Raw genomic sequence first — 20,262 nt, forward strand, 5'->3', positions numbered from 1 at the left:
GGGCTCGCGCAGGCCCTGGTCGTTATGACAATCGCCAATCCGCGCCCGAGCCAGTATAGGGGGCGTGGCGCCCGCCTGAAGACGGGCCACGGCGAATTGATCGCGTGAACGGGGCATGGAGGCGAAAATGAAGGTGGACGGGCCCGAGCTCGAGAAATGCGCGGCGAACTTTGTGCCGCTGAGCCCGATCAGCTTCCTGAAACGCGCCGACGCCTTCTTCGGTGAGCGCACGGCGGTCGTGCACGGCGCGCGGCGCCTCTCCTATCACGAGCTCTATGCCCGCTCGCGCCGCCTTGCGCACGCACTGACCAAGGCCGGTATCGGACGCGGTGACACGGTCGCGATCCTGGCGCCGAACATCCCGGCCATGCTTGAAGCACACTACGCCGTGCCCATGATCGGCGCGGTGCTGAACCCGATCAACATCCGCCTCGATCCGGCCGCCATTGCCTTCTGCCTCGAGCACGGCGAGGCCAAGATCTTCCTCGCCGATCGCGAGTTCCATTCGACGATCGCACCGGCGCTGGATCTCATGGGTGCCAAGCGGCCGATCGTCATCGACATCGCCGATACCGAGACCGCCGATGCGCCCTCGTTCGGCGGCATCGAGTACGAGAGCTTCATCGCGGCGGGTGAGCCTGATTTCGTCTACTCGGGTCCGAAGGACGAGTGGGACGCCGTGTGCCTGCTTTATACCTCGGGGACGACCGGCAACCCGAAAGGCGTCGTGTTCTCGCACCGCGGCTGCTATCTCGGCGCGCTCGCCAATGCGCTCACTTTCAAGCTCGACAACGAGAGCCGCTATCTCTGGACGCTTCCGATGTTCCACTGCTCCGGGTGGACGTACACCTGGGCCGTGACGGCGGCGGGTGGCACGCACGTCTGCCTCCGCCGCGTCGAGCCCCAGCGCATTTTCGAGCTGATCGCCGCCGAGCGTGTCACGCATATGTGCGGCGCGCCGATCGTCCTCAACATGCTCATCCACGCGCCCGACGCCGTGAAGAAGCCGCTTCCCGTGCGCACGAAAGTCGCGACGGGCGGCGCCGCGCCGCCCGCCATTGTCATCCAACGCATGGAAGCCATGGGTTTCGAGGTGCTGCACCTCTACGGCACGACCGAGAGCTATGGCCCCTCGACCTTCTGCGCGCCCTATACAGAATGGAACGGTTTCGAGGAGGACGAGCGTTACCGCCTCATGGCGCGTCAGGGCATTCCCGTCGTGCTCGTCGAGGACATGATCGTCGCCAACCCGGATACCATGGAGCCCGTACCCCGCGACGGCGAGACGATCGGCGAGATCATGCTGCGCGGAAATACGATCATGCGCGGCTATCTGAAAAACCCGGCAGCGACGGCGGAAGCCTTTGCAGGCGACTACTATCACTCGGGCGATCTCGCTGTCTGGCACGCGGACGGCTACATCGAGGTCAAGGATCGCTCGAAGGACATCATCATCTCGGGTGGCGAGAACATCTCCTCGCTGGAGGTCGAGGAAGTGCTCTTCCGCCACCCGAAGATCATGGAAGCTGCCGTCGTCGCGCGGCCCGACGAGAAGTGGGGCGAGACGCCGTGCGCCTTCGTCACGCTGAGGCCGGATGCCGGCGCCGTCACGGCGGACGAGATCATCGCCTACTGCCGCGCGAGCATGGCGCACTACAAGACGCCGCGGACCATCGTGTTCGGCCCGCTGCCCAAGACATCGACCGGCAAGATCCAGAAGTTCGTCCTGCGCGATACGGCGGGGAAGCTGTAGCGTCCGTTGCGCTCGCGCCTCTGGCGCGAGTGGGGCCTTGGCCCCACACCCCAATCGGGGGGCACCCCCGAACCCCCGTTTTTTAAGGACTTGGAGCTAGCCGCTGGCGCCGCCATGTCCCTTCTCCCCGTCCTTCACGGGGAGAAGGTTAGGATGAGGGGCGGCGGCATACGCCAACGTACGAACAAGCTGCCGCCTCTCACCCCGGCCCTCTCCCCATTGAAGACAATGGGGAGAGGGGGAAGAACGGCGCAACACACAATCGCCATCCGCATGGCTGCCGCGGGCATAGCGTCACGACTGGAGGCGATAGCCCCCCTTCCCAGCAGCCCGCGGCACTAAACAGAAGCGCGAAGCTCACTCCGATTTCAAGAGCGCCTCGAGGCGACGTGTATCGAGCCCAGACGGCTCTTTCGGTGTTGCAAAGAGCGCCGGGTCGATGGGCGCCGACGGACGGAGTGCGGGGCGTGGCGCGACACGAACCGGCTCGCGGGCTGATGCAACTGGTGTTTCAGCGGGAGCGGGTGGCGCGATCGTATCACTCACGCCCGGGAGCGCTGCGGGCTCGAGCCCGCGATGGGCGGCCTGCATGATGTCGCGCCAGATGAGCGCGGGAAGTCCGCTGCCGCTAACGCCGCGCATGGGGCTGTTGTCGTCGTTGCCGACCCACACGCCGGCCGTCAGGTGCCCGGTGAAGCCGACGAACCAGGCATCGCGATTGTCCTGCGTGGTGCCGGTCTTGCCGGCTGCGTCATGGCCTGCGAGGACGGCGCGTCGTCCGGTGCCGGCGACCATTGCCGTATGCAACATGTCATTGACCTTGCCGACGTGCGCCGATGCGGCGGCGACGAGGGGCGGCGCCTTGCCCCGCGCATAGAGGACCATGCCGCGGTCGGTCCTCACGCGGCGGATCACGTGCGGCGAGAGGTTGACGCCGCCGTTCGCGAGCGCGCCATAGGCGCCGGTCAGCTCGAGCAGTGTGACTTCGGAGGTGCCGAGCGCGAGCGAGGCGTCCGCGCGCAGTGTGCTCGTGATGCCGAGCCTGCGCGCCATCGCGACGACCCGCTCGGTGCCGATGTCCCGCTGGAGAAGCACCGCCACCGTATTGACTGAATGCGCCAGCGCGTGGCGCAGCGTCATGGCGCCGGCATACGAGCCGCTGTCGTTGCGCGGGCTCCAGCTACCGATGGTGATCGGCCGGTCCTGAACCGTGCTCTCCGGCGTCAGGCCTGCTTCGATCGCCGCGAGATAAAGAACGGGTTTGAAGGCCGAGCCCGGCTGGCGGCGGGCGCGGATGGCGCGATTGAACTGGCTCCGCGACCAGGCGCGCCCGCCGACCATGGCGCGAATGCCGCCTTCATGATCGAGCACGACCACTGCAGCCTCGGCGGTGTCGGCGATCGAAGGCGCGGACGCGAGGCGACGGGCGATTGCCGCCTGAGCGCGGCGCTGGAGATCGGCGTCGAGCGTCGTCTCGACCGTGATGGACGATTGGCCGTGGCCGGCGAGCGGCGGCAGTCGCTCCAGCGCATAGTCGACGGCAAATTCGAGACCGGTTTCCTCGCGAGTGGTGTCGCTCGCAGCCAAGGTCACCTGCTGATGCAGGGCCTCGTTGAAACCCGCTTCGCTGATGAAGCCTTCATCCCGCATGGCCGCGAGCACGAGCACGGCGCGGGAGGCCGCAAGCTCCGGTCGGCTTGCAGGCGAGAGGCGCGAGGGGGCTTTCAAGAGGCCCGCGATGATGGCGGCCTCGGGCACTGTCAGGGTGCGCGCCGACTTGCCGAAGTAGCGCTGGGCGGCGGCCTCGACGCCGTAGACGCCCGCGCCGAAGTACACGCGGTTGAGATAGAGCTCCATGATGCCGGGCTTGCCGAGGCGCAATTCGAGCCAGAGCGCGAGAATGATTTCCTCGAGCTTGCGCTCCATCGTGCGATCGGAGGTCAGGAAGAGGTTCTTGGCGAGCTGCTGTGTGAGTGTGGAGCCGCCCTGGGCGTAACGTGCCGCGCGCAGGTTCGCGAGCATGGCGCGGGCAAAGCCGCGGAAGTCCAGGCCGATGTGCGAGAAGAAACGCCGGTCCTCGATGGCAACCACGGCGTGAATCACATGGGGCGGCAACTCGGCGAGCGGCACGGGGCGCGCCGCGCTGCCGCGTTCGACGAGGACGGTGCCGTCGCGTGCCAGCACGCGGACGACCGGCGCCTGCTCGCGCTGACGCAGCGCCGAAGGATCGGGAAAGCGGATCGTGTAGCGCACCATGGCGGTGGCGATCAGGATCGCGGCGAGGATGCTGAGGAGCACGGCGCCACGGACGAGGAGCCGCAGGCGCCAGCGACGCAGCCGGAGGCGGCCAGGGTGCACGTCAGGTGCGCCCGGCATTTCGCCGCCGTGCTCTGGTCCCCCATTCATAGCTCAGCCGCCCGCGTCTGCCGCACGCGGGGGCATTGAGCCACAACAAGGATAATGTTTGGTTAGAAGCTGACTAAAGCACCGGTCTCAGCAGCCGACGCGCTGCTTCACGATGCGGGCGCGGGCCTTGATCTCCTGCGGCGCATTGGGGTGCTTGCTCTCGAGCTCGGTGAAGAGCGCGCAGTCCTTCTGGCCGAGCTGCTCGAGCGTCATTGCCAGCATGAGGAGGCTGTTTGGCGCCTTGGCGCTCTGGCGGTGATTCTGCACGACGCGCAGGAAGGCCTGGCCGGCGGGCTTGTAGCGCCGCTGTACGAAGAGCGTCTCGCCGAGCCAGTACTGGGCGTCTGCCGTCAGGTGATCATTCGGATAGCGGCTCAGGAACTCGTCGAAGGCCGCTTCGGCCGCCGCGTAGTCCTGCTGGAGGAGATAGCCGTAAGCCGTCTCGTAGAGCTCCTTGGCGCTGCCGGTATCACGCACGGCCGGCGGAAGACGCCCGCTCTCGACCATGCCCGGCGTTGCGCTGATCATCTGGCCGATGCGATCGCCGCCACCGCCACCCTGCGGCGTCACGGTGACCGAGCCAAAGCCGGGGACTGGGCCTGGTGCCGCGGCCTGGGTCTGGCTGCCGAATGGCTGCAGCGAGCCTTCGCGAACCGGCGGGGCCGGCTCGTCGCTCCGTCCCTGGCGCTGGCGAAGCTGGCGGCTCAGATCCTCGATCTGCATGGTCATGGCGCGGACCTGCGTCTCGAGTGCGTCAATGCGGGCGGCCTCGCTGGCGCCGGAGCCACCGCCGCCGGCAGCGCGCGCCGGTGCGCCACCACCGCGCGCGAGCGATTCGAGCGTGCCGACGAGCACCTGCATGTCGACGAGCTGCTCCTCGAGCTGCTCGACCCGCTGGCGGAGTTGGGCATCGGAGGCCGGCGCGCCTGAAGGGGCCGCCTTGGTCGCGGCCTTGGGCTGGGCGCGCGGTGCTGTGGGCGCCATGGGGGCCGGCTGCTGCTGAGCAAGCGCCCACGATGAGGCCAGCACGATGGCGCTCGCGCACAGGACGGCCGGGAGCCCGGCTCGCGCAATGCCGCTGATCCCACGTGCTCCGGTGCTGTTCGTCCCGAGGGGGGAGGAAGATGTCACGGCAAGCATTCGGCGCGTACGCCGCTCCCTTCTTGCTCGAATTCCTGTTGTCACGGCCCGTGGCGCCCACCGTGGGCGGCGATCACGCGCTTCCTGAGCCCACCTTATCGCGACGAGCCCTACCTGTCTCGGCGCACGGGCGTGTCAGGACGTCCCTGTCGCTCGCTCTGCCCCGCGATCGCGCCGACGTTGGTCGACTGCGGGGCGGGTTCTGAAAGTCGCGTGCCACGCGCATCTGTCAGGATCAGCACCGCCCGGCGGTTCTGTGCCGCACAACCTGGGGCCAAGCAAGGCGAGATTCGATGCTCCCGACCGAAGGCCGCAATGTGCATCCGCGTCGCGGCCACACCGGCGTCGACCAGCAGGTCGCGAACCGTCTCGGCGCGCCGCAGAGCCAAGGCGCCATTGATGTCGTCGCCGCCGAGGTCATCGGCGTGGCCCTCGATACGCACGAAAACCTGGTTGTTGCGCTTCAGCCATGCAGCCTTCTCGCGCAGGATGCGCAGCCCGCGTCCGCCAACCTCCTCGCTGCCCTCGGCAAAGAAGAGCCGGTCGCCGCCGCTCGCACTGAAGTCCGCCTCGACGAGGCTCGTGCCGGGGGCGCGCGCGGTGAGGGATCCGCCGTCGCCCTGGGTTGCCCGCGCGGCCTCGATCTGAGGGGCGCCCTTGGGCATGGGCGGCATGGGATAGCCGTCGATCATCGCGAGCTGCTCGAGCATGCGCCGGGCGCGCTGGGCGACGGCGGTCGAGGCAAAGCGCGTCACGAGGATCTCGAGGCACCGGCGGGCGCTGCGCAGCTCTCCAAGTTCAAGCTCCTCGCGCGCCTCCGCAATCAGGAAGGCGGCAATGCGCTCGTTGGCGGCCTCCTGGCGGGCCGCGTCGGCATCCGGCTCGGGTGTTGCGAGCTGGGTCACGGCCGGTCGTTGCTGGGCGCTGAACTGGGCCTCGGCACGATCTGGTGTGGACAGCAACAGCATAGCTGTGAGCAGCAACCCGATGGGCCAGCCGGCGCGCGGCCAAGCCTCCGGATACCGCTTGCAGTAAGCGGACCGTTGCATTGGACGCACGCGGCCCAAGGCCAGCGTGCTCGGCACGTCGCTCGATTCCATGGCGTGATATGACCCCGCAGTCATCTCGCCCTCAGCAATGAGCGAAACAATAGGGCCGTTTTGGGGAGGGTGCGCGAATTGGTTAACGGCAGCGCGCAATGGGCTTCAGAGCGTTGCCGATGTGTCACGGTTGACGCCAGCCAGCCACAGGCCGTGCACGGCAGGTCCGTGCGCGGCAGATGACGTTGATGCTTGTGGGACTTAGGCTTCGGCTAGGTGCCGGGGCGCGTGTTGCTGGCCATGCCGCGATTGTTGAGCACGGTCTGAGCGCGACGATTCTGCGACCAGCAGGAGATGTCGTTGCAGACGGCGACGGGCCGCTCCTTACCGTACGAAATCGTGCGGATGCGTGCCGGGCTGACGCCGCTGCGCGCCAGGAAATCCCGCACGGCCTGAGCACGGCGGGCGCCCAGCGCGATATTGTACTCGCGCGTGCCGCGCTCGTCGGCGTGCCCTTCAATGGTGATGGTGTACTGCGAATACTGCTGCAGCCAGCGCGCTTGCTGCGAGAGCGTCTGCTGCGCCTCCGGCGAGATATCCGTGCTGTCCGTCGAGAAGTAGACGATGTCGCCGACGTTCTGGCTGAAGTCGCGCATCGAGCCGGGCGTCGCCGGTCCGCCCTTGCCATAGGGCGCAAGGCCGACGTCCTCAGGCCGCGGGTTCTGCGAGCAGGCGGCCAACATCACAGCGAGCGAAACCGCCACCATCAGGCGCACGACGCGCGCTGTCCCCGCATGGATTACGGACATTTTCTATCGTCCTCGTTTCTGTTTCCCGGCTCGCGCGTCAGTACTGGGTGCATTCGCCGCGTCATCGCTTTTGAAGTGCACCGTGCCCTGCGTGGCCTGCCCCGATCCTTCCCGGCGGACGCTTTCACCGGATCTCATAGTTGAACCGGCGAGCGGAAATATGACCATTCGGCGATCTACCCCAGTTCGCTACCGAAAAGTGGCGAACTCCTTACTAACCCCCAGCTTTATTGCCGCATCCCCTCCGCCGCCACGCGCTTCAGGGGCAAAACAGCCTTCCATTTCAGCTTGCAATCGGCGACCGCATGCGGCTTATATGCCGACGAGCTGCCGCGCCGGCATCATTCCGGTGGTCCGCGCAGCTACGTGACCGGCGAGAGATTCGCGACAATGGCGGGCATTAGCCAGGGCTGGATTGAGGAGGCGATCCCCACGCGGGACGGCGCCCCTTCATCGGCTGCGCGCCTGCTTCGGTCCATCCTGCTCCTTACCAGCCCCTGAGCCGTGAGAGGTCTCGGATCCATCCGGGACGGGCGCTCAGGGGACCGAATCAGCCACAAGAGAGCAGAACTTGCCGCGCCAGTGAGCGCTGGCCCCGACCCAAGGACCATATGCCATGAACGACGCCGCCCAGAAGCCGTCATCGGAATCGCCTTCCCGTAACGAGGCCGACCGCGTTCTCATCTTCGACACCACGCTGCGTGACGGCGAGCAGTCGCCGGGCGCCGCCATGACGCTCGAGGACAAGCTCAAGGTGGCCGCAGTTCTCGACGAGATGGGCATCGACATCATCGAGGCGGGCTTCCCGATCTCCTCGAACGGCGATTTCGAGGCGGTCTGCGAGATCGCGAAGATCGTGAAGAATTCGGTCGTCTGCGGTCTCTCGCGCTCGAGCTTCGCCGACATCGACCGGGCCGGCGAGGCGGTCAAGTTCGCCAAGCGTCCGCGCATTCATACCTTCATCTCGACGAGCCCCGTCCATCGCAAGTGGAAGCTGCAGATGGATGCCGAGCAGGTGATCGCCGCTGCCGGCGCCAGCGTCGCCCGCGCGCGCAACTACACCGACAATGTGGAGTGGAGCGCGGAGGACGCGACGCGCACCGAGCGCGACGTGCTGCTCCGCTGCTGCGAGATCGCCATCAAGCAGGGCGCGACGACGATCAACATCCCCGACACCGTCGGCTACTCGGTGCCGGAGGAGTACTACGCGCTCATCAAGATGCTGCGCGAGACGGTCCCCGGCGGCGACAAGGTCGTGTGGTCGACGCACTGCCACAACGATCTCGGCATGGCAGTCGCGAACTCGCTCGCCGGCGTGCGCGCCGGTGCCCGCCAGATCGAGTGCACGATCAACGGCCTCGGCGAGCGCGCCGGCAATGCCGCGCTCGAGGAAATCGTGATGGCCATGAAGGTGCGCAATGACGTGCTGCCGTACTGGACGGACGTCGATGCGACGCACTTCACGCGCGCGTCCAAGCTCGTCGCGTCGGTCTCGGCCTTCCCCGTGCAGTACAACAAGGCCATCGTCGGCCGGAACGCTTTCGCGCACGAGAGCGGCATCCACCAGGATGGCATGCTGAAGAACACCGAGACCTACGAGATCATGACGCCGGAAAGCGTCGGCCTCTCGAAGTCGACGCTGAGCCTCGGCAAGCTGTCCGGGCGTGCGGCCTTTCGCGATAAGCTGAAGCAACTCGGCTATGAACACCTCGGCGACAATGCCTTCCAGGATGCGTTCCGCCGGTTCAAGGATCTGGCTGACAAGAAGAAGCTCGTGTTCGACGAGGACATCGAGGCGCTCGTCGACCAGGAGGTCGCGACGCAGACCAACCGGATCAAGGTCATCGCGCTCGAGGTCGTTGCCGGCACGGGCGGGCCGCAGAAGGCCAAGATCACGCTCGAGGTCGACGGCCGGAACGAGACGCGCGAGGCGACCGGCGATGGTCCCGTCGACGCCACGTTCAAGGCCATCAAGGCCATCGTGCCGCACGAGGCGCGCCTGCCCCTCTACCAGGTCATGGCCGTCACCGAGGGCACGGATGCCCAGGCCGAGGTCATGGTGCGGCTCGAGGAGGATGGGCGCCAGGTGACGGGCCGCGGCTCGGATACCGACACTATGGTCGCCTCGGCCCGCGCCTATGTCGTGGCGCTGAACAAGCTCATGATGAAGCGCCAGCGCGGGCCCGCAGCGCAGATGATGGTGAGCTGAACAGGAACCTCCCCTCCCTGCACGCGCAGGGAGGGGAGAAGGCCTGCAGAGTAAGGCCGAGCGCGGAAGAAGCTGCTGCAACTGCTGATTTTCGCGCGCATCTCTTGGAGTTCGCTCTCGGCTCGATTATCGTGCACGAAAGTCGAACGCGCTGGCGGCGAGGCAGCGCGTGGTTTGTCGAGGGCTGGCTGAAGCGCCATGCGGAAGAAGGTCGGCGGCGTTTTCTCGGATGATATTGCGATCGATCTCGGGACCGCCAACACGCTGGTCCACGTGGCCGGGCGCGGCATCATCATCGATGAGCCGTCCGTCGTCGCGGTGCGCGCGAAAGACAACCCACGCCATGTGATTGCCGTCGGCGAAGCGGCGCTGACGCTCAAGACGCGCAGCCCCGACCCAATCGAGCTCGTCCGTCCGCTGCGCGATGGCGTCATCGCCGACTTCGTCGCGACAGAAGAGATGCTGCGCTCCTTCATTACCCGAGCGAAGTCGAAATACGGCTTCCGCCGCCCGCGCATCCTCATCTGCGTGCCGGCCGCCGCGACGCCTGTCGAGCGTCGCGCGGTCTACGAGACGGCGCGGGCCGCGGGGGCTCGGCGCGTCTATCTCGTCGAGGAGCCGGTCGCCGCCGCGATCGGTGCTGGCATCGAGGTCGACAAAGAAGAAGTGACGATGATCCTCGACATTGGCGGCGGCACGAGCGACATCGCCGTGCTGTCCAATGGCGAGATCGTGCATACGGCGTCGCTGAAGGTGGCCGGCAATGCCTTCGATGAGGCCATCCGGCGCTATGTGCGCCGCGCCCATCAGCTCGCGATCGGACTTACCAGTGCCGAGCGCATCAAGATCGAGGCTGGCGCTGCGGGCGCCCGCGCCAATGGCCGCGCAGCCGAGGCACACATTCGCGGCCGCGATGTCGTGCAGCGCCGCATGAAGTCGGTCGTGCTGCGGCCGCATGATGTCGGAATCGCCCTCGAAGCCCCCATTGCGAATATGGCCGAGCTCGTCCGTCGCGCACTGGAGGATCTCTCGGCGGAGCTGCGCGCCGCGGTTGGAAAGCGGGGCGTCGTGCTGACGGGCGGCGGCGCGCTGCTGCACGGTCTGGATACGGAGCTCACGCGTTTGCTCGGCATCCCTTTCAGTGTGGCGCCGAACCCGATGCAGTGTGTCGTCGGCGGTACGGCCATCATCCTCGCCACGCTTGGCGACCGCGAGCAACTTCTCGTCCACGCATGAGCCTGCTGCGCCTCTGGCTGATCGGAACGGCGGTCTTTCTCGTCAGCGTGATGGTATGGGCCTTTGTGCCGATCCTGGTGCCGCTCTTCATTGTGTTTGTCGGCCTCGGTGGCCTTGTCACATTGATCGTGCGGGCGGCCCGCGCCTATGAGCGTCACCGCGCCAGGGGGCGCCAGGACCCTGACGACCCGACTTCATGACGGTTGCACAACGCGCCTGCTGCAAATACCGTGATATTCGAATATCAGCGCATCCCGATCGTCCGTTTGGCGGCCGGGCAAGGATCTGCTGACGAACTGAGGGAATTTTAGGGAGGCAGGAAATGCTTGGGTGGCGACTGCGAACCCCGGCCGCGGCGATCGCCGGCATCGGCCTGGGGATTGGGCTCATGACCACGGTGCTCGTGCCGCGGGTCGAGGCTCAGACCCCGGCCCAGCGCGAGCAGGCCGCGCGCAAGGCGTACGAAGAGCATATGCGGCGCATGGACGAAGCCGAGAAGGCTGCCGCTGCCAAGCCGGCTACGCCGCCCGCTGCGACCACGCCGCCACCTGCTGCCGCCGCTCCTCCCGCAAATCCACCGGCGGCCCCGAAGGTGGCTGCGCCGGCCACCCCGGCCGCTGGGATGTCGCAGGCCGATCAGGATGCGGCGACCGAGCGTGGCCTCGAGCAGTACCGCCGCATGATGAAGGAGGATCCCTGGAGCAATCCGGCGCTTCTCGATGCCGATCGCGGTGAGGCGCTCTGGGCCGCCAAGAAAGGCCCGCGGAATGTTTCGCTCGCCGAGACGTGTGACCTCGGCAAGGGCGTCGGCAAGGTCGATGGCGCCTTCGCCGAGCTGCCACGCTACTTCGAGGATGCGGACCGCGTCATGGATGCCGAGACGCGCATCCTCTGGTGCATGGAGAACTTCCAGGGCTTCGACAGCACGGCCTTCCGCAAGAACCCGCATCCCGGCGGCGGTCAGCCGGTCAAGGACATTGGCGCCATCGCGACCTTCGTCTCGCACAAGTCCTCGGGCATGAAGCTCGCCTCGAAGAAGGATCATGAAAAGGAGAAGGAGGCGATCGCCCTCGGCGAGGCGCTCTTCTTCCGCCGCCAGGGGCCGTTTGATTTCTCGTGCGCCACCTGCCACGCCGAATCCGGCAAGCGCATCCGCCTCCAGCCGCTGCCTTTCCTTTCGGATCCGAAGGAGGCCAAGGTGGTCGTCGGCGAGTGGCCTGCCTACCGTGTCTCGAGCACGCACGTCATGACCATGCAGCACCGTCTGCTCGACTGTTACTGGCAGATGCGCCTGCATCGTCTCGATTTTGGTTCCGACGTGAGCGTGGCGCTTTCGGCGTACCTCTATGATCGCGCGCGCGACGGCGACATCGCCGCGCCCGGCCTGAAGCGCTGAGGGAGGGTGGTTCCATGAAGAAGCATTTCATCCTTGCCGCCCTCGCCGCCGTGCTGGCCGCGCCCGTATCGGCGCAAGAGACGAAGATCGATCCGCTGCACGCCGATGTGGTGATGAAGTTCGCGTTCTCGCAGGCGCCCAAGGACTGGGCCGGCCGCGTCGATCAGGACGAGACGCTGAAGGTGTGCAGCGCGGCGCGCAACGCGCCCTCGGCTGCCGACGCGGAAAAGATCATGGCGCGCGAAAAGGCCAAGATCAAATATCCCGACGACGGCAAGCTGATGGGCGATTGGAAGCAGGGAGAGCGCTGGGCGCAAAGTGGCTATGGCATGCGCTTTACCGACTATCCGCCGCGCAATCCGAATGGCGGCAACTGCTATGCCTGTCATCAGATGACGCAGGCCGAGGTGAGCTACGGCACGGTCGGTCCGAGCCTGCGCGAGTACGGCAAAATCAGGAAGTACGCCGAAGCAGACGTGAAGGCGGTGTACGAGAAGATTTACAACGCGCACGCGGCCTTCCCTTGCTCGCTCATGCCGCGCTTCGGGTCGAATGCCGTGCTGACCATCGACCAGATCAAGGACCTCGTCGCGCTCGTCATGAGCCCGGAGAGCCCAGTCAACAAGTAAGAGTAAGAGGGGCGGTGGCCGGTTGAACGTGGCGCCGCCCTTCGTACGTCCGACGGCAAGGAGACTTACCGGACCATGCACTCCCGTCGCGAGTTTTTGCAGGTTGCTCTGGCGGCAGGCGCACTCACGGGCCTTGCCGGCACTTCCGCGCTCGGGCAGGCACTGCGCCGCGGTCTCAGCCAGGAGGACATTCTCCGCTTCGAGGCCAAGGGGCAGGTGACCATCCTGCATTTCTCGGACTGCCACGCGCAGATCCGCCCGGTCTATTTCCGCGAGCCCTCGGTCAATCTCGGCGTCGGCGAGGCGCGCGGGCTTCCGCCGCATCTCACGGACCGCGAGTTCCTCACCCACTTCGGTATCGCGCCGGGCTCGGCCCAGGCCTACATGCTCTCCTCGGCCGACTTCGAGGTGCTTGCAAAGGACTATGGTCGCGTCGGCGGCATGGATCGGCTGGCGACGCTCGTGAAGGCTGTCCGCGCCGAGCGGGGTGCCGAGCGCACGCTGCTCCTCGATGGCGGCGATACGCTGCACGGTTCCTACACGGCGCTGCAGACCAAGGGCGGCGACATGGTGCGCATTGCCGAGGCGCTCGGCGTCGATGCGATGACGGCGCACTGGGAATTCACGCTCGGCCATGAGCGCGTCAGTGCGCTTTTCGGCGGAAAGGACGGGCGCGGCTCGGCGAAGATCGACTTCCTCGCCGGCAACATCATGGACACCGAATTCGAGGAGCCGGTCTTCAGGCCCTGGCGCATCTACGAGAAGGGCGGCGTGCGCATCGGCGTCATCGGCCAGGCCTTCCCCTATACGCCGATTGCCAATCCGCGTTGGATGATACCCGGGTGGTCATTCGGCATTCGCGAGGAGGAAGTGCGCCGCAATGTGGCCGCCGTGCGTGCCGCCGGCGCCGAGATCGTCGTGCTCAACTCGCACAATGGCTTCGACGTCGACCGCAAGCTCGCCGGCCGCGTCGAGGGCATCGACATCATTCTCACGGCACACACGCACGATGCCATTCCGCGCCCCGAGCGCGTCGGCTCGACGCTGCTGGTGGCGTCCGGATCGAACACGAAGTTCCTCTCGCGCCTCGATCTCGACGTGAAGGGCGGTCGCATTGCCGACTACAGCTATTCGCTTATGCCGGTGCTCGCCGATGCCATCACGCCCGATCCCGAGATGGCTCGCCTCATCGACGAGATCCGCGCCCCCCACGAGACCATGCTCTCGACGGAGATCGCGCGCGCGGACAGGCTGCTCTACCGGCGCGGCAATGTCGCCGGTACGCTCGACGATCTCATCTGCGAGGCGCTGCTCGCGGAGCGCGATGCCGAGATCTGCTTCTCGCCGGGCTTCCGCTGGGGCACGTCGCTCATTCCGGGCCAACCCATCACCTGGGATGACGTCTACAACGCTACCGCCATGACCTACCCAAACGTCTATCGCCTCCCGTTCCGCGGCGAGATGATCAAGGCGATCCTGGAGGACGTGGCCGACAATCTCTTCAATCCCGATCCCTACTACCAGCAGGGCGGCGACATGGTCCGCGTCGGCGGCATGAGCTTCACGATCGACGTCGATGCACCCATGGGGCAGCGCATCTCCGACATGCGGCTTTTGAGGACCGGCGAGCCGATCGAAGCAGGTTTCGTCTACACGGTCGCCGGCTGGGCCTCGATCAACGAGGGCACCGAAGGCCCGCCGATCTGGGATCTTTTTGCGAGCCATCTGCGCAAACGCCAGGTGATCGCCGACGTGCCGAGCGCGCCGGTCCGCATTGTGCGCCGCGCCATGTGATCGTGTCGCGCCTGCAGGGATTGACTTGGCGCGATCGATCGTCTTGCTGTCCGCGAAGGGCAACGCCTAGGCGTCGGACCTCGAATGCGACCCGTGGCCTGTATCGGGTTCGTAGTCGGATTTGAGGCCGAGACACCCTGGATCCATAGAGTTCGGAGCGCGCCGTGCTGGCGGATCTCTACATCTACTTTGGCATTGCCCTCGCCGGGCTCCTGAGCTTCCTCTCGCCCTGCGTGCTGCCGCTCGTGCCGCCCTATCTCAGCTATCTCGGCGGCATGTCCATCGAGGAGCTGACGAGCGAAGAGAAGATCGATCGCCGGTCATGGCGCCGCGTGGTCCTGGCCTCTTTCTGCTTTGTCCTCGGTTTCACGACCGTGTTCGTTGGCCTCGGTGCCGGCGCCTCCATGTTCGGCCAGCTCATTCAGATCTACAAGTACGAGCTGTCCATGGTCGCGGGCGTCGTGATCATCCTCTTTGGCTTGCACTTCCTCGGCATCCTGCACATTCCGCAGCTCCACGCCGACAAGCGCTATCGCCATGACATGCACGGCGCGAGCTACCTCGGCGCCTACATCATCGGGCTCGCATTCGCCTTTGGCTGGACGCCCTGTATCGGGCCGATCCTCGCGGCCGTGCTGACGCTCGCGGCAAGCGAAGGGAGCCTCGGCACCGGCGTGCGGATGCTTGCCGTCTACTCGCTCGGCCTCGGCATTCCGTTCGTGCTCGCAGCCGTGGCCATACGACCGTTCCTCGGCTTCATGCAGCGCTTTCGCCGCCATCTCGGCAAGGTCGAGAAGGTCATGGGCGTGCTGCTGATCCTCACCGGCATTGCCTTTCTCACGGGCTCGATCACGTGGATCGGCCAATGGCTGATCGATCACGTGCCCTTCCTGGCCGACATCGAGGCCTGGGGCACGCCCGAGACATTGCAGAGAGAAATCCTGAAAAAGGGCGCGGGCCGCTGAGCCCAGCGCCGAACGAGGCTTCGTATCATGGTCCCGATTGCGCTCACCATCGCTGGCTCGGACAGCTCCGGCGGCGCCGGCATCCAGGCTGATCTCAAGACGTTCACAGCGCTCGGCGTCTATGGTGCGAGCGTGCTGACCGCGCTCACGGCGCAGAACACTCAGGGCGTGCAGGGCGTACTGCCCGTCGAGCCGTCGTTCGTTACCGAGCAGATCCGTTCGGTGATGAGCGATCTCGAGGTCGGCGCGGCCAAGACGGGGATGCTCGCGACCGCGGCAGTGATCAATGCGGTCGTGACGACGCTCAAGGAGTTTCCCGAGATTCCGCTGGTCGTCGATCCGGTCATGGTGGCGACGAGCGGTGATGTGCTCCTCCAGGCGGACGCGATCGATGCCGTGCGCCATGTGCTGCTCCCGCGGGCGCGGCTGGTCACACCCAATCTGCCCGAGGCGGCGCGTTTGCTTGATGCCACCCTTGCCGAGACCGAGGCCGCCGTCGAAGAGCAGGGCCGCGAGATCTGCAGCCGCTTTGGCTGCAAGGCCGTGCTCATGAAGGGTGGCCATGGCACGAGCGTCGATGCGGTCGATCTGCTGATCGAAGGTTCCGGCAAGACACTGCGGCTTTCGACACCGCGGATCGACACGCGCCACACGCACGGTACGGGCTGTACGCTCTCAGCCGCAATTGCCGCGCTGCTGGCAACAGGCGCCGACCTCGAGACGGCCGTGCAACGCGCCAAGGCGTTCATACAGGACGCCATCGAGCACGGTGCGCGCAATCCGATCGGCAAGGGCAATGGGCCTGTCGATCACCTCTATGCAATCCGCCGGCACGGGCCGCCGGTGTAGCCAGAAGATCAAAGCGCACGCGCCATGAAGACCGTGCCGATGATCGGCGTGTCGTAATAGGGCGCGATCCGCGCGAAGCCCAGACGTTCGTAGAGTGCTTGCGCCTCGATCATGTCGGGCAACGTATCTAGCCGTATCTCGCGATAGCCTTTTCCCTTCGCCGCTTCGATGACCGCCTCGACCAGGACCCGGCCGAGGCCCAGCCCGCGCGCTTCGGGCGAGACGTAGAGGCGCTTCATCTCGCAGCAGCCGTCGGGCGCGACGGCGCGCAGCGCAACACACCCGATCGGCGCGTCGCCGGCCCCACGCGCGAGCAACAGCTCGCCCTGCGGCGGGGCGTACTTTCCGGGCATCCCGGCGAGCTCCGCCTCGAAATCCTGGTAGGCGAGATCGATCCCGAGGGAGGCCGCGTAGGCGCGGAAAAGTCCGACCGTCGCCGAGAGATCCTCGGCATTTCGGACGGGCCGGATCTGGAATTGCGCTTTTGGCATGGTGGTTTGGCGCCCGAATGTTCAGCAGCCCGTGACAGCCGCCGCCGCCGTCTATATAGCAGGGCGTCGGCCGCACTGGCGCGGCCTTGCGCCTGGGTCTGTACAGACATGAGCATGGGCATTCTCGCGGCGTTTGTCGTCGCCTGCATCTTCCTGGCGATCACGCCGGGCCCGAACATGAGTCTCATCATCGCCAATACGACCGCGCATGGCCTCAAGGGTGGCCTCTGGACGCTTGCCGGCTCGACGACCGGGTTCTCCACGCTCGTGGCTATTGCCGCGCTGGGCATGAACTCGGTCATGGTTCTCATGTCCGATTGGTTCGACGTGATCCGTTGGCTGGGTGCGGCCTATCTCATCTATCTCGGAGCGCGGCAGGTCTACGGGTCGCTCTCGACATCGCCCATTCAGGCCGTGCGCACGCGGCACGGCGGCTCTCTTTATTTGAACGGCTTAGTCGTCAGCCTCTCGAATCCGAAGGTGCTGCTCTTCCTCGGCGCCTTCCTCCCGCAGTTTCTCGATCCGGCGCAGGCGCCAGGACCGCAGCTCGTAGTGCTCGCTGCGATCTTCGTTCTCACGCTTGCCACCGTCGACATCACGTACACCTTTCTGGTGGCGAAGGTGCGCACTGCGTTCGCGGATCGCCACACGCGCACGCTCAACGGCGTGTCCGGCGGCCTGCTGCTTGCCGGCGGCGCGCTACTCGCCACGCTGCGTCGGCCGTGACGTAGATCATTCTGAAACCCGAGGATCGCATGCCCCGCATCGGTTTCTATTCAGGCTCCTTTGATCCCGTCACGCTCGGCCACGTCGATGTCATGCGCCGCGCGCTGGCGCTGGTCGACAAGCTCGTGATCGGCATCGGCGTTCATCCCGGCAAGACGCCGCTCTTCTCGGTCGCCGAGCGCACGGCCATGCTCAAGGCCGAGACACGTGCGGCGGCCAAGGAATTCGGCGCGACGATCGAGGTCGTCACGTTCGACGGCCTTGTGGTCAATGCCGCGCACGAGGCCGGCGCGCGCGCGATCTTCCGCGGCCTGCGCGATGCGACGGACTTCGACTACGAGATGCAAATGGCGGGCATGAACGGCGAAATGGCGCCGGATATCGACACGGTCTTCCTGCCGGCGAGCCCGGGCGTGCGCCACATCACGGCCACGCTCGTGCGCCAGATCGCACTCATGGGCGGCGACGTCAAACCCTTCGTCTCGCGTGATGTCGCCCGCGCCTTGAAGGCCAAGGCCGCAGGCAAATGAGCGGCATCCCACCCGCCATACGCACCAATCGAACCTGCTCATCAAGGAGTGTCATTGTCGTGAGAACGCTATTTGCGAGCCTCATCGTCGCTCTCGTCGCGGCCCTGAGCCCGGCCTACGCGCAAGCTCCCAAGCTCGATCCGCAAAATACGCTGGTCATTGAGCTCAAGGACGGCCCCGTGGTGATCCGCCTGCGACCGGATCTCGCACCGAAGCACGTCGAGCGCGTCAAAACACTTGCGCGCCAGGGCTTCTACAACAATATCAAGTTCCATCGGGTCATTCCGGGCTTCATGGCCCAGACGGGCGATCCGACCGGCACCGGCATGGGTGGCTCCAAGCTCGGCAACCTGCCGGCGGAGTTCAACCAGGAAATCTACAAGCGCGGCAGTGTCGGCGCTGCGCGCACGAACGACCCGAACACGGCGAACAGCCAGTTCTTCATCTGCTTCGGCTCGAAGTGCCAGGGGCTCACGGGCCAGTATACGCTTTGGGGTGAGGTCGTCGAAGGCATGGAGAACGTCGACAAGATCGCCAAGGGCGAGCCGCCAGCCAAGCCGGACGTGATGCAGAAGGTCTACATCCTCGGCGACGTGAAGCGCTGAGCGCGCGCCGCCTCCCGCAACTCGAAACGGAACGCAAAAGGAGCCAGCTATGGCCATCAAAGATCCCGAGAACACCATCATCATGGACACGACCAAAGGTCAGGTCGTCATCCAGCTCCGCCCGGATCTCGCGCCGAAGCACGTCGAGCGCATCAAGACGCTCGCGCGCGAGGGCTTCTATGACGGCATCGTCTTCCATCGCGTGATCGATGGCTTCATGGCGCAGGTCGGCTGCCCGCACGGGACCGGGACCGGCGGCTCGAAGCACCCGAACCTGAAGGCCGAGTTCAATGCCGAGCCGCACGTGCGCGGCATCTGCTCGATGGCGCGGGCGCAGAACCCGGACAGCGCCAACAGCCAGTTCTTCATCGTGTTCGACGACGCGACGTTCCTCGACCGCCAGTACACGGTCTGGGGTCAGGTCATCGAGGGCATGGACAACGTCGACAAGATTAAGCGCGGCGAGCCCGTCCAGAACCCGGACAAGATCACGTCCATGAAGGTTGCGGCCGACGTGAAGTAAGCACGGACCAGCTCCTGCTGCCCAAGTCTTGAGTGCGGCGATCGGCTATGGTCATCTCTCCGGGGTAGGTTCCTGGGGATGGCCATGATCGATCGCCGCATTTTTCTTCGGCTGACGGGTGGGGTTGCGGCGGGGGCTGCGGGGCTGGCTGCCTCGTCGCATACCGAAGCCGGCGTTGTTGCTGCGCCTCCGGGCCCGCCGTCTTTCGTGCACGTCGGCGAGGGCGTGGTCTCTTCACTCGCCGATCCAATGCGGCTGTTGGGCGACCGTCTCGCGCTGGCGAGCGGCGGCCGCCTCCATCTCGAAGCGCTGAGCGGGGCGAACGGCTCGCCATTCGCGCCGAACAGCTCGGTCGTGCTGGCGAGCGAGGAGGAATTCGCTGAAAGCGAGCCGACATCGCTGCTGCTTGCCGGTTATCCGATGGGGCCCGGCGCGCGCGAGCTCGACGTCACGACTTGGCTGAGAGGCGCAGGCGGGCAAGGCCTCTGGGATATGGCTGCGGCGCGCCGTGGCTGGAAGCCCGTAATGGTGAGCATGACGGGCGGCGCAGAAGCGCACCTATGGTCGCGCGTGCATCTCGATGGGCCACGTGATCTCGAGGGACTGCGGATCGCCGCATCGCGCATTTTGGACGCGCCGTTAGAGGCCTTGGATGCCGTGCCGGTCCGCGCGGATGATATGTTGGCGGCTTTCGAGGCAGGCGCGATCGACGTTTTCGAGACGGACGATCCGGCAGTCACACTCGCGGCCTCAGAGCAGTTCCGCGATCGTGCTCACTGGTACGCCGGCACCCTTGCCGGAACGAGCCGTGTGATCTCGCTCCGCATCCCACTCGCGCAATGGCAGAGCCTCTCTCCTGCCGATCAGGCCCTCATCGAAGCCGTCGCGCAGGAAACGGCAACGACGCTTCAGGCCGTCCGGCGTGCACATGGGCGGATGCTCACCAATCAGATCGCGGAAGCGCGCCAGCAGCGGCCGGCATCAATCCCTGCGCAAATCCGCGATGCCCTCGCCCGCGAGGCGCAGCAGTTCTTGCCGCAGTCCGTGCGAGACGAGCCGCTATTTGCGAGTATGCTCGCGACCATGAGGGCGCTCGTCGCAGCGCCCATGGACAACGGCGGCGAGCGGCCCCTGGCCTGACCTCGAACCGCGCCGCGCGAA

19 protein-coding genes are annotated in these 20,262 nt (G+C 66.2%); 14 read left to right on the top strand and 5 right to left on the bottom strand.

Going from position 1 to position 20,262, the window contains the following annotated elements:
- The first annotated feature begins 127 nt into the window (after positions 1 to 127).
- Positions 128 to 1,753, top strand: a complete 1,626-nt coding sequence (locus CS1BSM3_RS19645; protein ID WP_072394110.1) for an acyl-CoA synthetase — start codon at positions 128 to 130, stop codon at positions 1,751 to 1,753.
- A 357-nt stretch (positions 1,754 to 2,110) separates the two neighbouring features.
- Here the strand turns inward: CS1BSM3_RS19645 and CS1BSM3_RS19655 are convergent, their stop codons facing one another.
- The 4 genes from CS1BSM3_RS19655 to pal all read right to left on the bottom strand — a co-directional run bounded on the left by CS1BSM3_RS19655 (position 2,111) and on the right by pal (position 7,148).
- Entirely contained in the window at positions 2,111 to 4,159 is a 2,049-nt protein-coding gene (locus CS1BSM3_RS19655) for a transglycosylase domain-containing protein (RefSeq protein WP_083528744.1), read from the bottom strand.
- A gap of 87 nt (positions 4,160 to 4,246) precedes the next feature.
- Entirely contained in the window at positions 4,247 to 5,143 is an 897-nt protein-coding gene (gene ybgF / locus CS1BSM3_RS19660; protein WP_072394113.1) for a tol-pal system protein YbgF, read from the bottom strand.
- A gap of 266 nt (positions 5,144 to 5,409) precedes the next feature.
- Positions 5,410 to 6,423 carry an OmpA family protein gene (locus tag CS1BSM3_RS19665; RefSeq protein ID WP_083528745.1) on the bottom strand — a complete coding sequence of 338 codons (1,014 nt, stop codon included), beginning with the start codon at positions 6,421 to 6,423 and terminating at the stop codon, positions 5,410 to 5,412.
- 188 nt (positions 6,424 to 6,611) lie between these two features.
- Positions 6,612 to 7,148 (bottom strand): peptidoglycan-associated lipoprotein Pal, encoded by a 537-nt coding sequence (pal, locus tag CS1BSM3_RS19670; RefSeq protein WP_072389793.1) that lies wholly within the window; start codon positions 7,146 to 7,148, stop codon positions 6,612 to 6,614.
- Positions 7,149 to 7,764: 616 nt separating this feature from the next.
- Here pal and CS1BSM3_RS19675 point away from each other — a divergent pair.
- The 8 genes from CS1BSM3_RS19675 to thiD all read left to right on the top strand — a co-directional run bounded on the left by CS1BSM3_RS19675 (position 7,765) and on the right by thiD (position 16,226).
- On the top strand, positions 7,765 to 9,357 hold the full coding sequence (locus tag CS1BSM3_RS19675; RefSeq protein ID WP_072389796.1) for a 2-isopropylmalate synthase: 1,593 nt from the start codon (positions 7,765 to 7,767) through the stop codon (positions 9,355 to 9,357).
- Between the two features lie 198 nt (positions 9,358 to 9,555).
- A complete protein-coding gene (locus CS1BSM3_RS19680) occupies positions 9,556 to 10,593 on the top strand; it encodes a rod shape-determining protein (RefSeq protein ID WP_072389799.1) in 1,038 nt (345 codons plus the stop codon).
- Positions 10,590 to 10,793: a hypothetical protein gene (locus CS1BSM3_RS19685; RefSeq protein WP_072389802.1), complete on the top strand. Its 204-nt coding sequence runs from the start codon at positions 10,590 to 10,592 to the stop codon at positions 10,791 to 10,793. The genes CS1BSM3_RS19680 and CS1BSM3_RS19685 overlap by 4 nt, the downstream gene beginning before the upstream one ends.
- Before the next feature lie 122 nt (positions 10,794 to 10,915).
- Positions 10,916 to 11,989, top strand: a complete 1,074-nt coding sequence (gene soxA / locus CS1BSM3_RS19690; protein ID WP_244540569.1) for a sulfur oxidation c-type cytochrome SoxA — start codon at positions 10,916 to 10,918, stop codon at positions 11,987 to 11,989.
- Between the two features lie 14 nt (positions 11,990 to 12,003).
- Positions 12,004 to 12,618 (top strand): sulfur oxidation c-type cytochrome SoxX, encoded by a 615-nt coding sequence (gene soxX, locus CS1BSM3_RS19695; protein WP_072389805.1) that lies wholly within the window; start codon positions 12,004 to 12,006, stop codon positions 12,616 to 12,618.
- A 75-nt stretch (positions 12,619 to 12,693) separates the two neighbouring features.
- Positions 12,694 to 14,412: a thiosulfohydrolase SoxB gene (gene soxB / locus CS1BSM3_RS19700; protein WP_072389808.1), complete on the top strand. Its 1,719-nt coding sequence runs from the start codon at positions 12,694 to 12,696 to the stop codon at positions 14,410 to 14,412.
- 164 nt (positions 14,413 to 14,576) lie between these two features.
- Positions 14,577 to 15,377 carry a cytochrome c biogenesis CcdA family protein gene (locus tag CS1BSM3_RS19705; RefSeq protein ID WP_072389811.1) on the top strand — a complete coding sequence of 267 codons (801 nt, stop codon included), beginning with the start codon at positions 14,577 to 14,579 and terminating at the stop codon, positions 15,375 to 15,377.
- A gap of 24 nt (positions 15,378 to 15,401) precedes the next feature.
- Entirely contained in the window at positions 15,402 to 16,226 is an 825-nt protein-coding gene (gene thiD / locus CS1BSM3_RS19710) for a bifunctional hydroxymethylpyrimidine kinase/phosphomethylpyrimidine kinase (protein WP_143149291.1), read from the top strand.
- 8 nt (positions 16,227 to 16,234) lie between these two features.
- On the opposite strand, the gene CS1BSM3_RS19715 is transcribed toward thiD, so the two are convergent.
- Positions 16,235 to 16,717: a GNAT family N-acetyltransferase gene (locus CS1BSM3_RS19715; RefSeq protein WP_072389816.1), complete on the bottom strand. Its 483-nt coding sequence runs from the start codon at positions 16,715 to 16,717 to the stop codon at positions 16,235 to 16,237.
- Between the two features lie 108 nt (positions 16,718 to 16,825).
- On the opposite strand from CS1BSM3_RS19715, the gene CS1BSM3_RS19720 reads away from it, so the two are divergent.
- The 5 genes from CS1BSM3_RS19720 (at position 16,826) to CS1BSM3_RS19740 (ending at position 20,241) form a co-directional block, all read left to right on the top strand.
- Positions 16,826 to 17,443, top strand: a complete 618-nt coding sequence (locus tag CS1BSM3_RS19720) for a LysE family translocator (RefSeq protein WP_072389819.1) — start codon at positions 16,826 to 16,828, stop codon at positions 17,441 to 17,443.
- A gap of 29 nt (positions 17,444 to 17,472) precedes the next feature.
- Positions 17,473 to 17,973, top strand: coding sequence for a pantetheine-phosphate adenylyltransferase (coaD, locus tag CS1BSM3_RS19725; RefSeq protein ID WP_072389822.1), 501 nt, complete (start codon positions 17,473 to 17,475; stop codon positions 17,971 to 17,973).
- Positions 17,974 to 18,032: 59 nt separating this feature from the next.
- The gene (locus CS1BSM3_RS19730) at positions 18,033 to 18,578 is read left to right on the top strand and encodes a peptidylprolyl isomerase (RefSeq protein WP_244540570.1); all 546 of its coding nucleotides are present in this window, start codon (positions 18,033 to 18,035) and stop codon (positions 18,576 to 18,578) included.
- 49 nt (positions 18,579 to 18,627) lie between these two features.
- Positions 18,628 to 19,101 carry a peptidylprolyl isomerase gene (locus CS1BSM3_RS19735; RefSeq protein ID WP_174263737.1) on the top strand — a complete coding sequence of 158 codons (474 nt, stop codon included), beginning with the start codon at positions 18,628 to 18,630 and terminating at the stop codon, positions 19,099 to 19,101.
- Positions 19,102 to 19,185: 84 nt separating this feature from the next.
- A complete protein-coding gene (locus CS1BSM3_RS19740; RefSeq protein WP_072389828.1) occupies positions 19,186 to 20,241 on the top strand; it encodes a type 2 periplasmic-binding domain-containing protein in 1,056 nt (351 codons plus the stop codon).
- Positions 20,242 to 20,262: the final 21 nt, after the last annotated feature.

The organism is Hyphomicrobium sp. CS1BSMeth3 (assembly GCF_900117415.1).
Taxonomy (GTDB): domain Bacteria; phylum Pseudomonadota; class Alphaproteobacteria; order Rhizobiales; family Hyphomicrobiaceae.

Excerpts from the sequence above, each read along its gene's own strand:
- CS1BSM3_RS19645 (WP_072394110.1), top strand. The coding sequence starts at position 128 with ATGAAGGTGGACGGGCCCGAGCTCGAGAAATGCGCGGCGAACTTTGTG.
- CS1BSM3_RS19655 (WP_083528744.1), bottom strand. The coding sequence starts at position 4,159 with ATGAATGGGGGACCAGAGCACGGCGGCGAAATGCCGGGCGCACCTGAC.
- ybgF (WP_072394113.1), bottom strand. The coding sequence starts at position 5,143 with ATGGCGCCCACAGCACCGCGCGCCCAGCCCAAGGCCGCGACCAAGGCG.
- CS1BSM3_RS19665 (WP_083528745.1), bottom strand. The coding sequence starts at position 6,423 with ATGACTGCGGGGTCATATCACGCCATGGAATCGAGCGACGTGCCGAGC.
- pal (WP_072389793.1), bottom strand. The coding sequence starts at position 7,148 with ATGTCCGTAATCCATGCGGGGACAGCGCGCGTCGTGCGCCTGATGGTG.
- CS1BSM3_RS19675 (WP_072389796.1), top strand. The coding sequence starts at position 7,765 with ATGAACGACGCCGCCCAGAAGCCGTCATCGGAATCGCCTTCCCGTAAC.
- CS1BSM3_RS19680 (WP_072389799.1), top strand. The coding sequence starts at position 9,556 with ATGCGGAAGAAGGTCGGCGGCGTTTTCTCGGATGATATTGCGATCGAT.
- CS1BSM3_RS19685 (WP_072389802.1), top strand. The coding sequence starts at position 10,590 with ATGAGCCTGCTGCGCCTCTGGCTGATCGGAACGGCGGTCTTTCTCGTC.
- soxA (WP_244540569.1), top strand. The coding sequence starts at position 10,916 with ATGCTTGGGTGGCGACTGCGAACCCCGGCCGCGGCGATCGCCGGCATC.
- soxX (WP_072389805.1), top strand. The coding sequence starts at position 12,004 with ATGAAGAAGCATTTCATCCTTGCCGCCCTCGCCGCCGTGCTGGCCGCG.
- soxB (WP_072389808.1), top strand. The coding sequence starts at position 12,694 with ATGCACTCCCGTCGCGAGTTTTTGCAGGTTGCTCTGGCGGCAGGCGCA.
- CS1BSM3_RS19715 (WP_072389816.1), bottom strand. The coding sequence starts at position 16,717 with ATGCCAAAAGCGCAATTCCAGATCCGGCCCGTCCGAAATGCCGAGGAT.
- CS1BSM3_RS19720 (WP_072389819.1), top strand. The coding sequence starts at position 16,826 with ATGAGCATGGGCATTCTCGCGGCGTTTGTCGTCGCCTGCATCTTCCTG.
- coaD (WP_072389822.1), top strand. The coding sequence starts at position 17,473 with ATGCCCCGCATCGGTTTCTATTCAGGCTCCTTTGATCCCGTCACGCTC.
- CS1BSM3_RS19735 (WP_174263737.1), top strand. The coding sequence starts at position 18,628 with ATGGCCATCAAAGATCCCGAGAACACCATCATCATGGACACGACCAAA.
- CS1BSM3_RS19740 (WP_072389828.1), top strand. The coding sequence starts at position 19,186 with ATGATCGATCGCCGCATTTTTCTTCGGCTGACGGGTGGGGTTGCGGCG.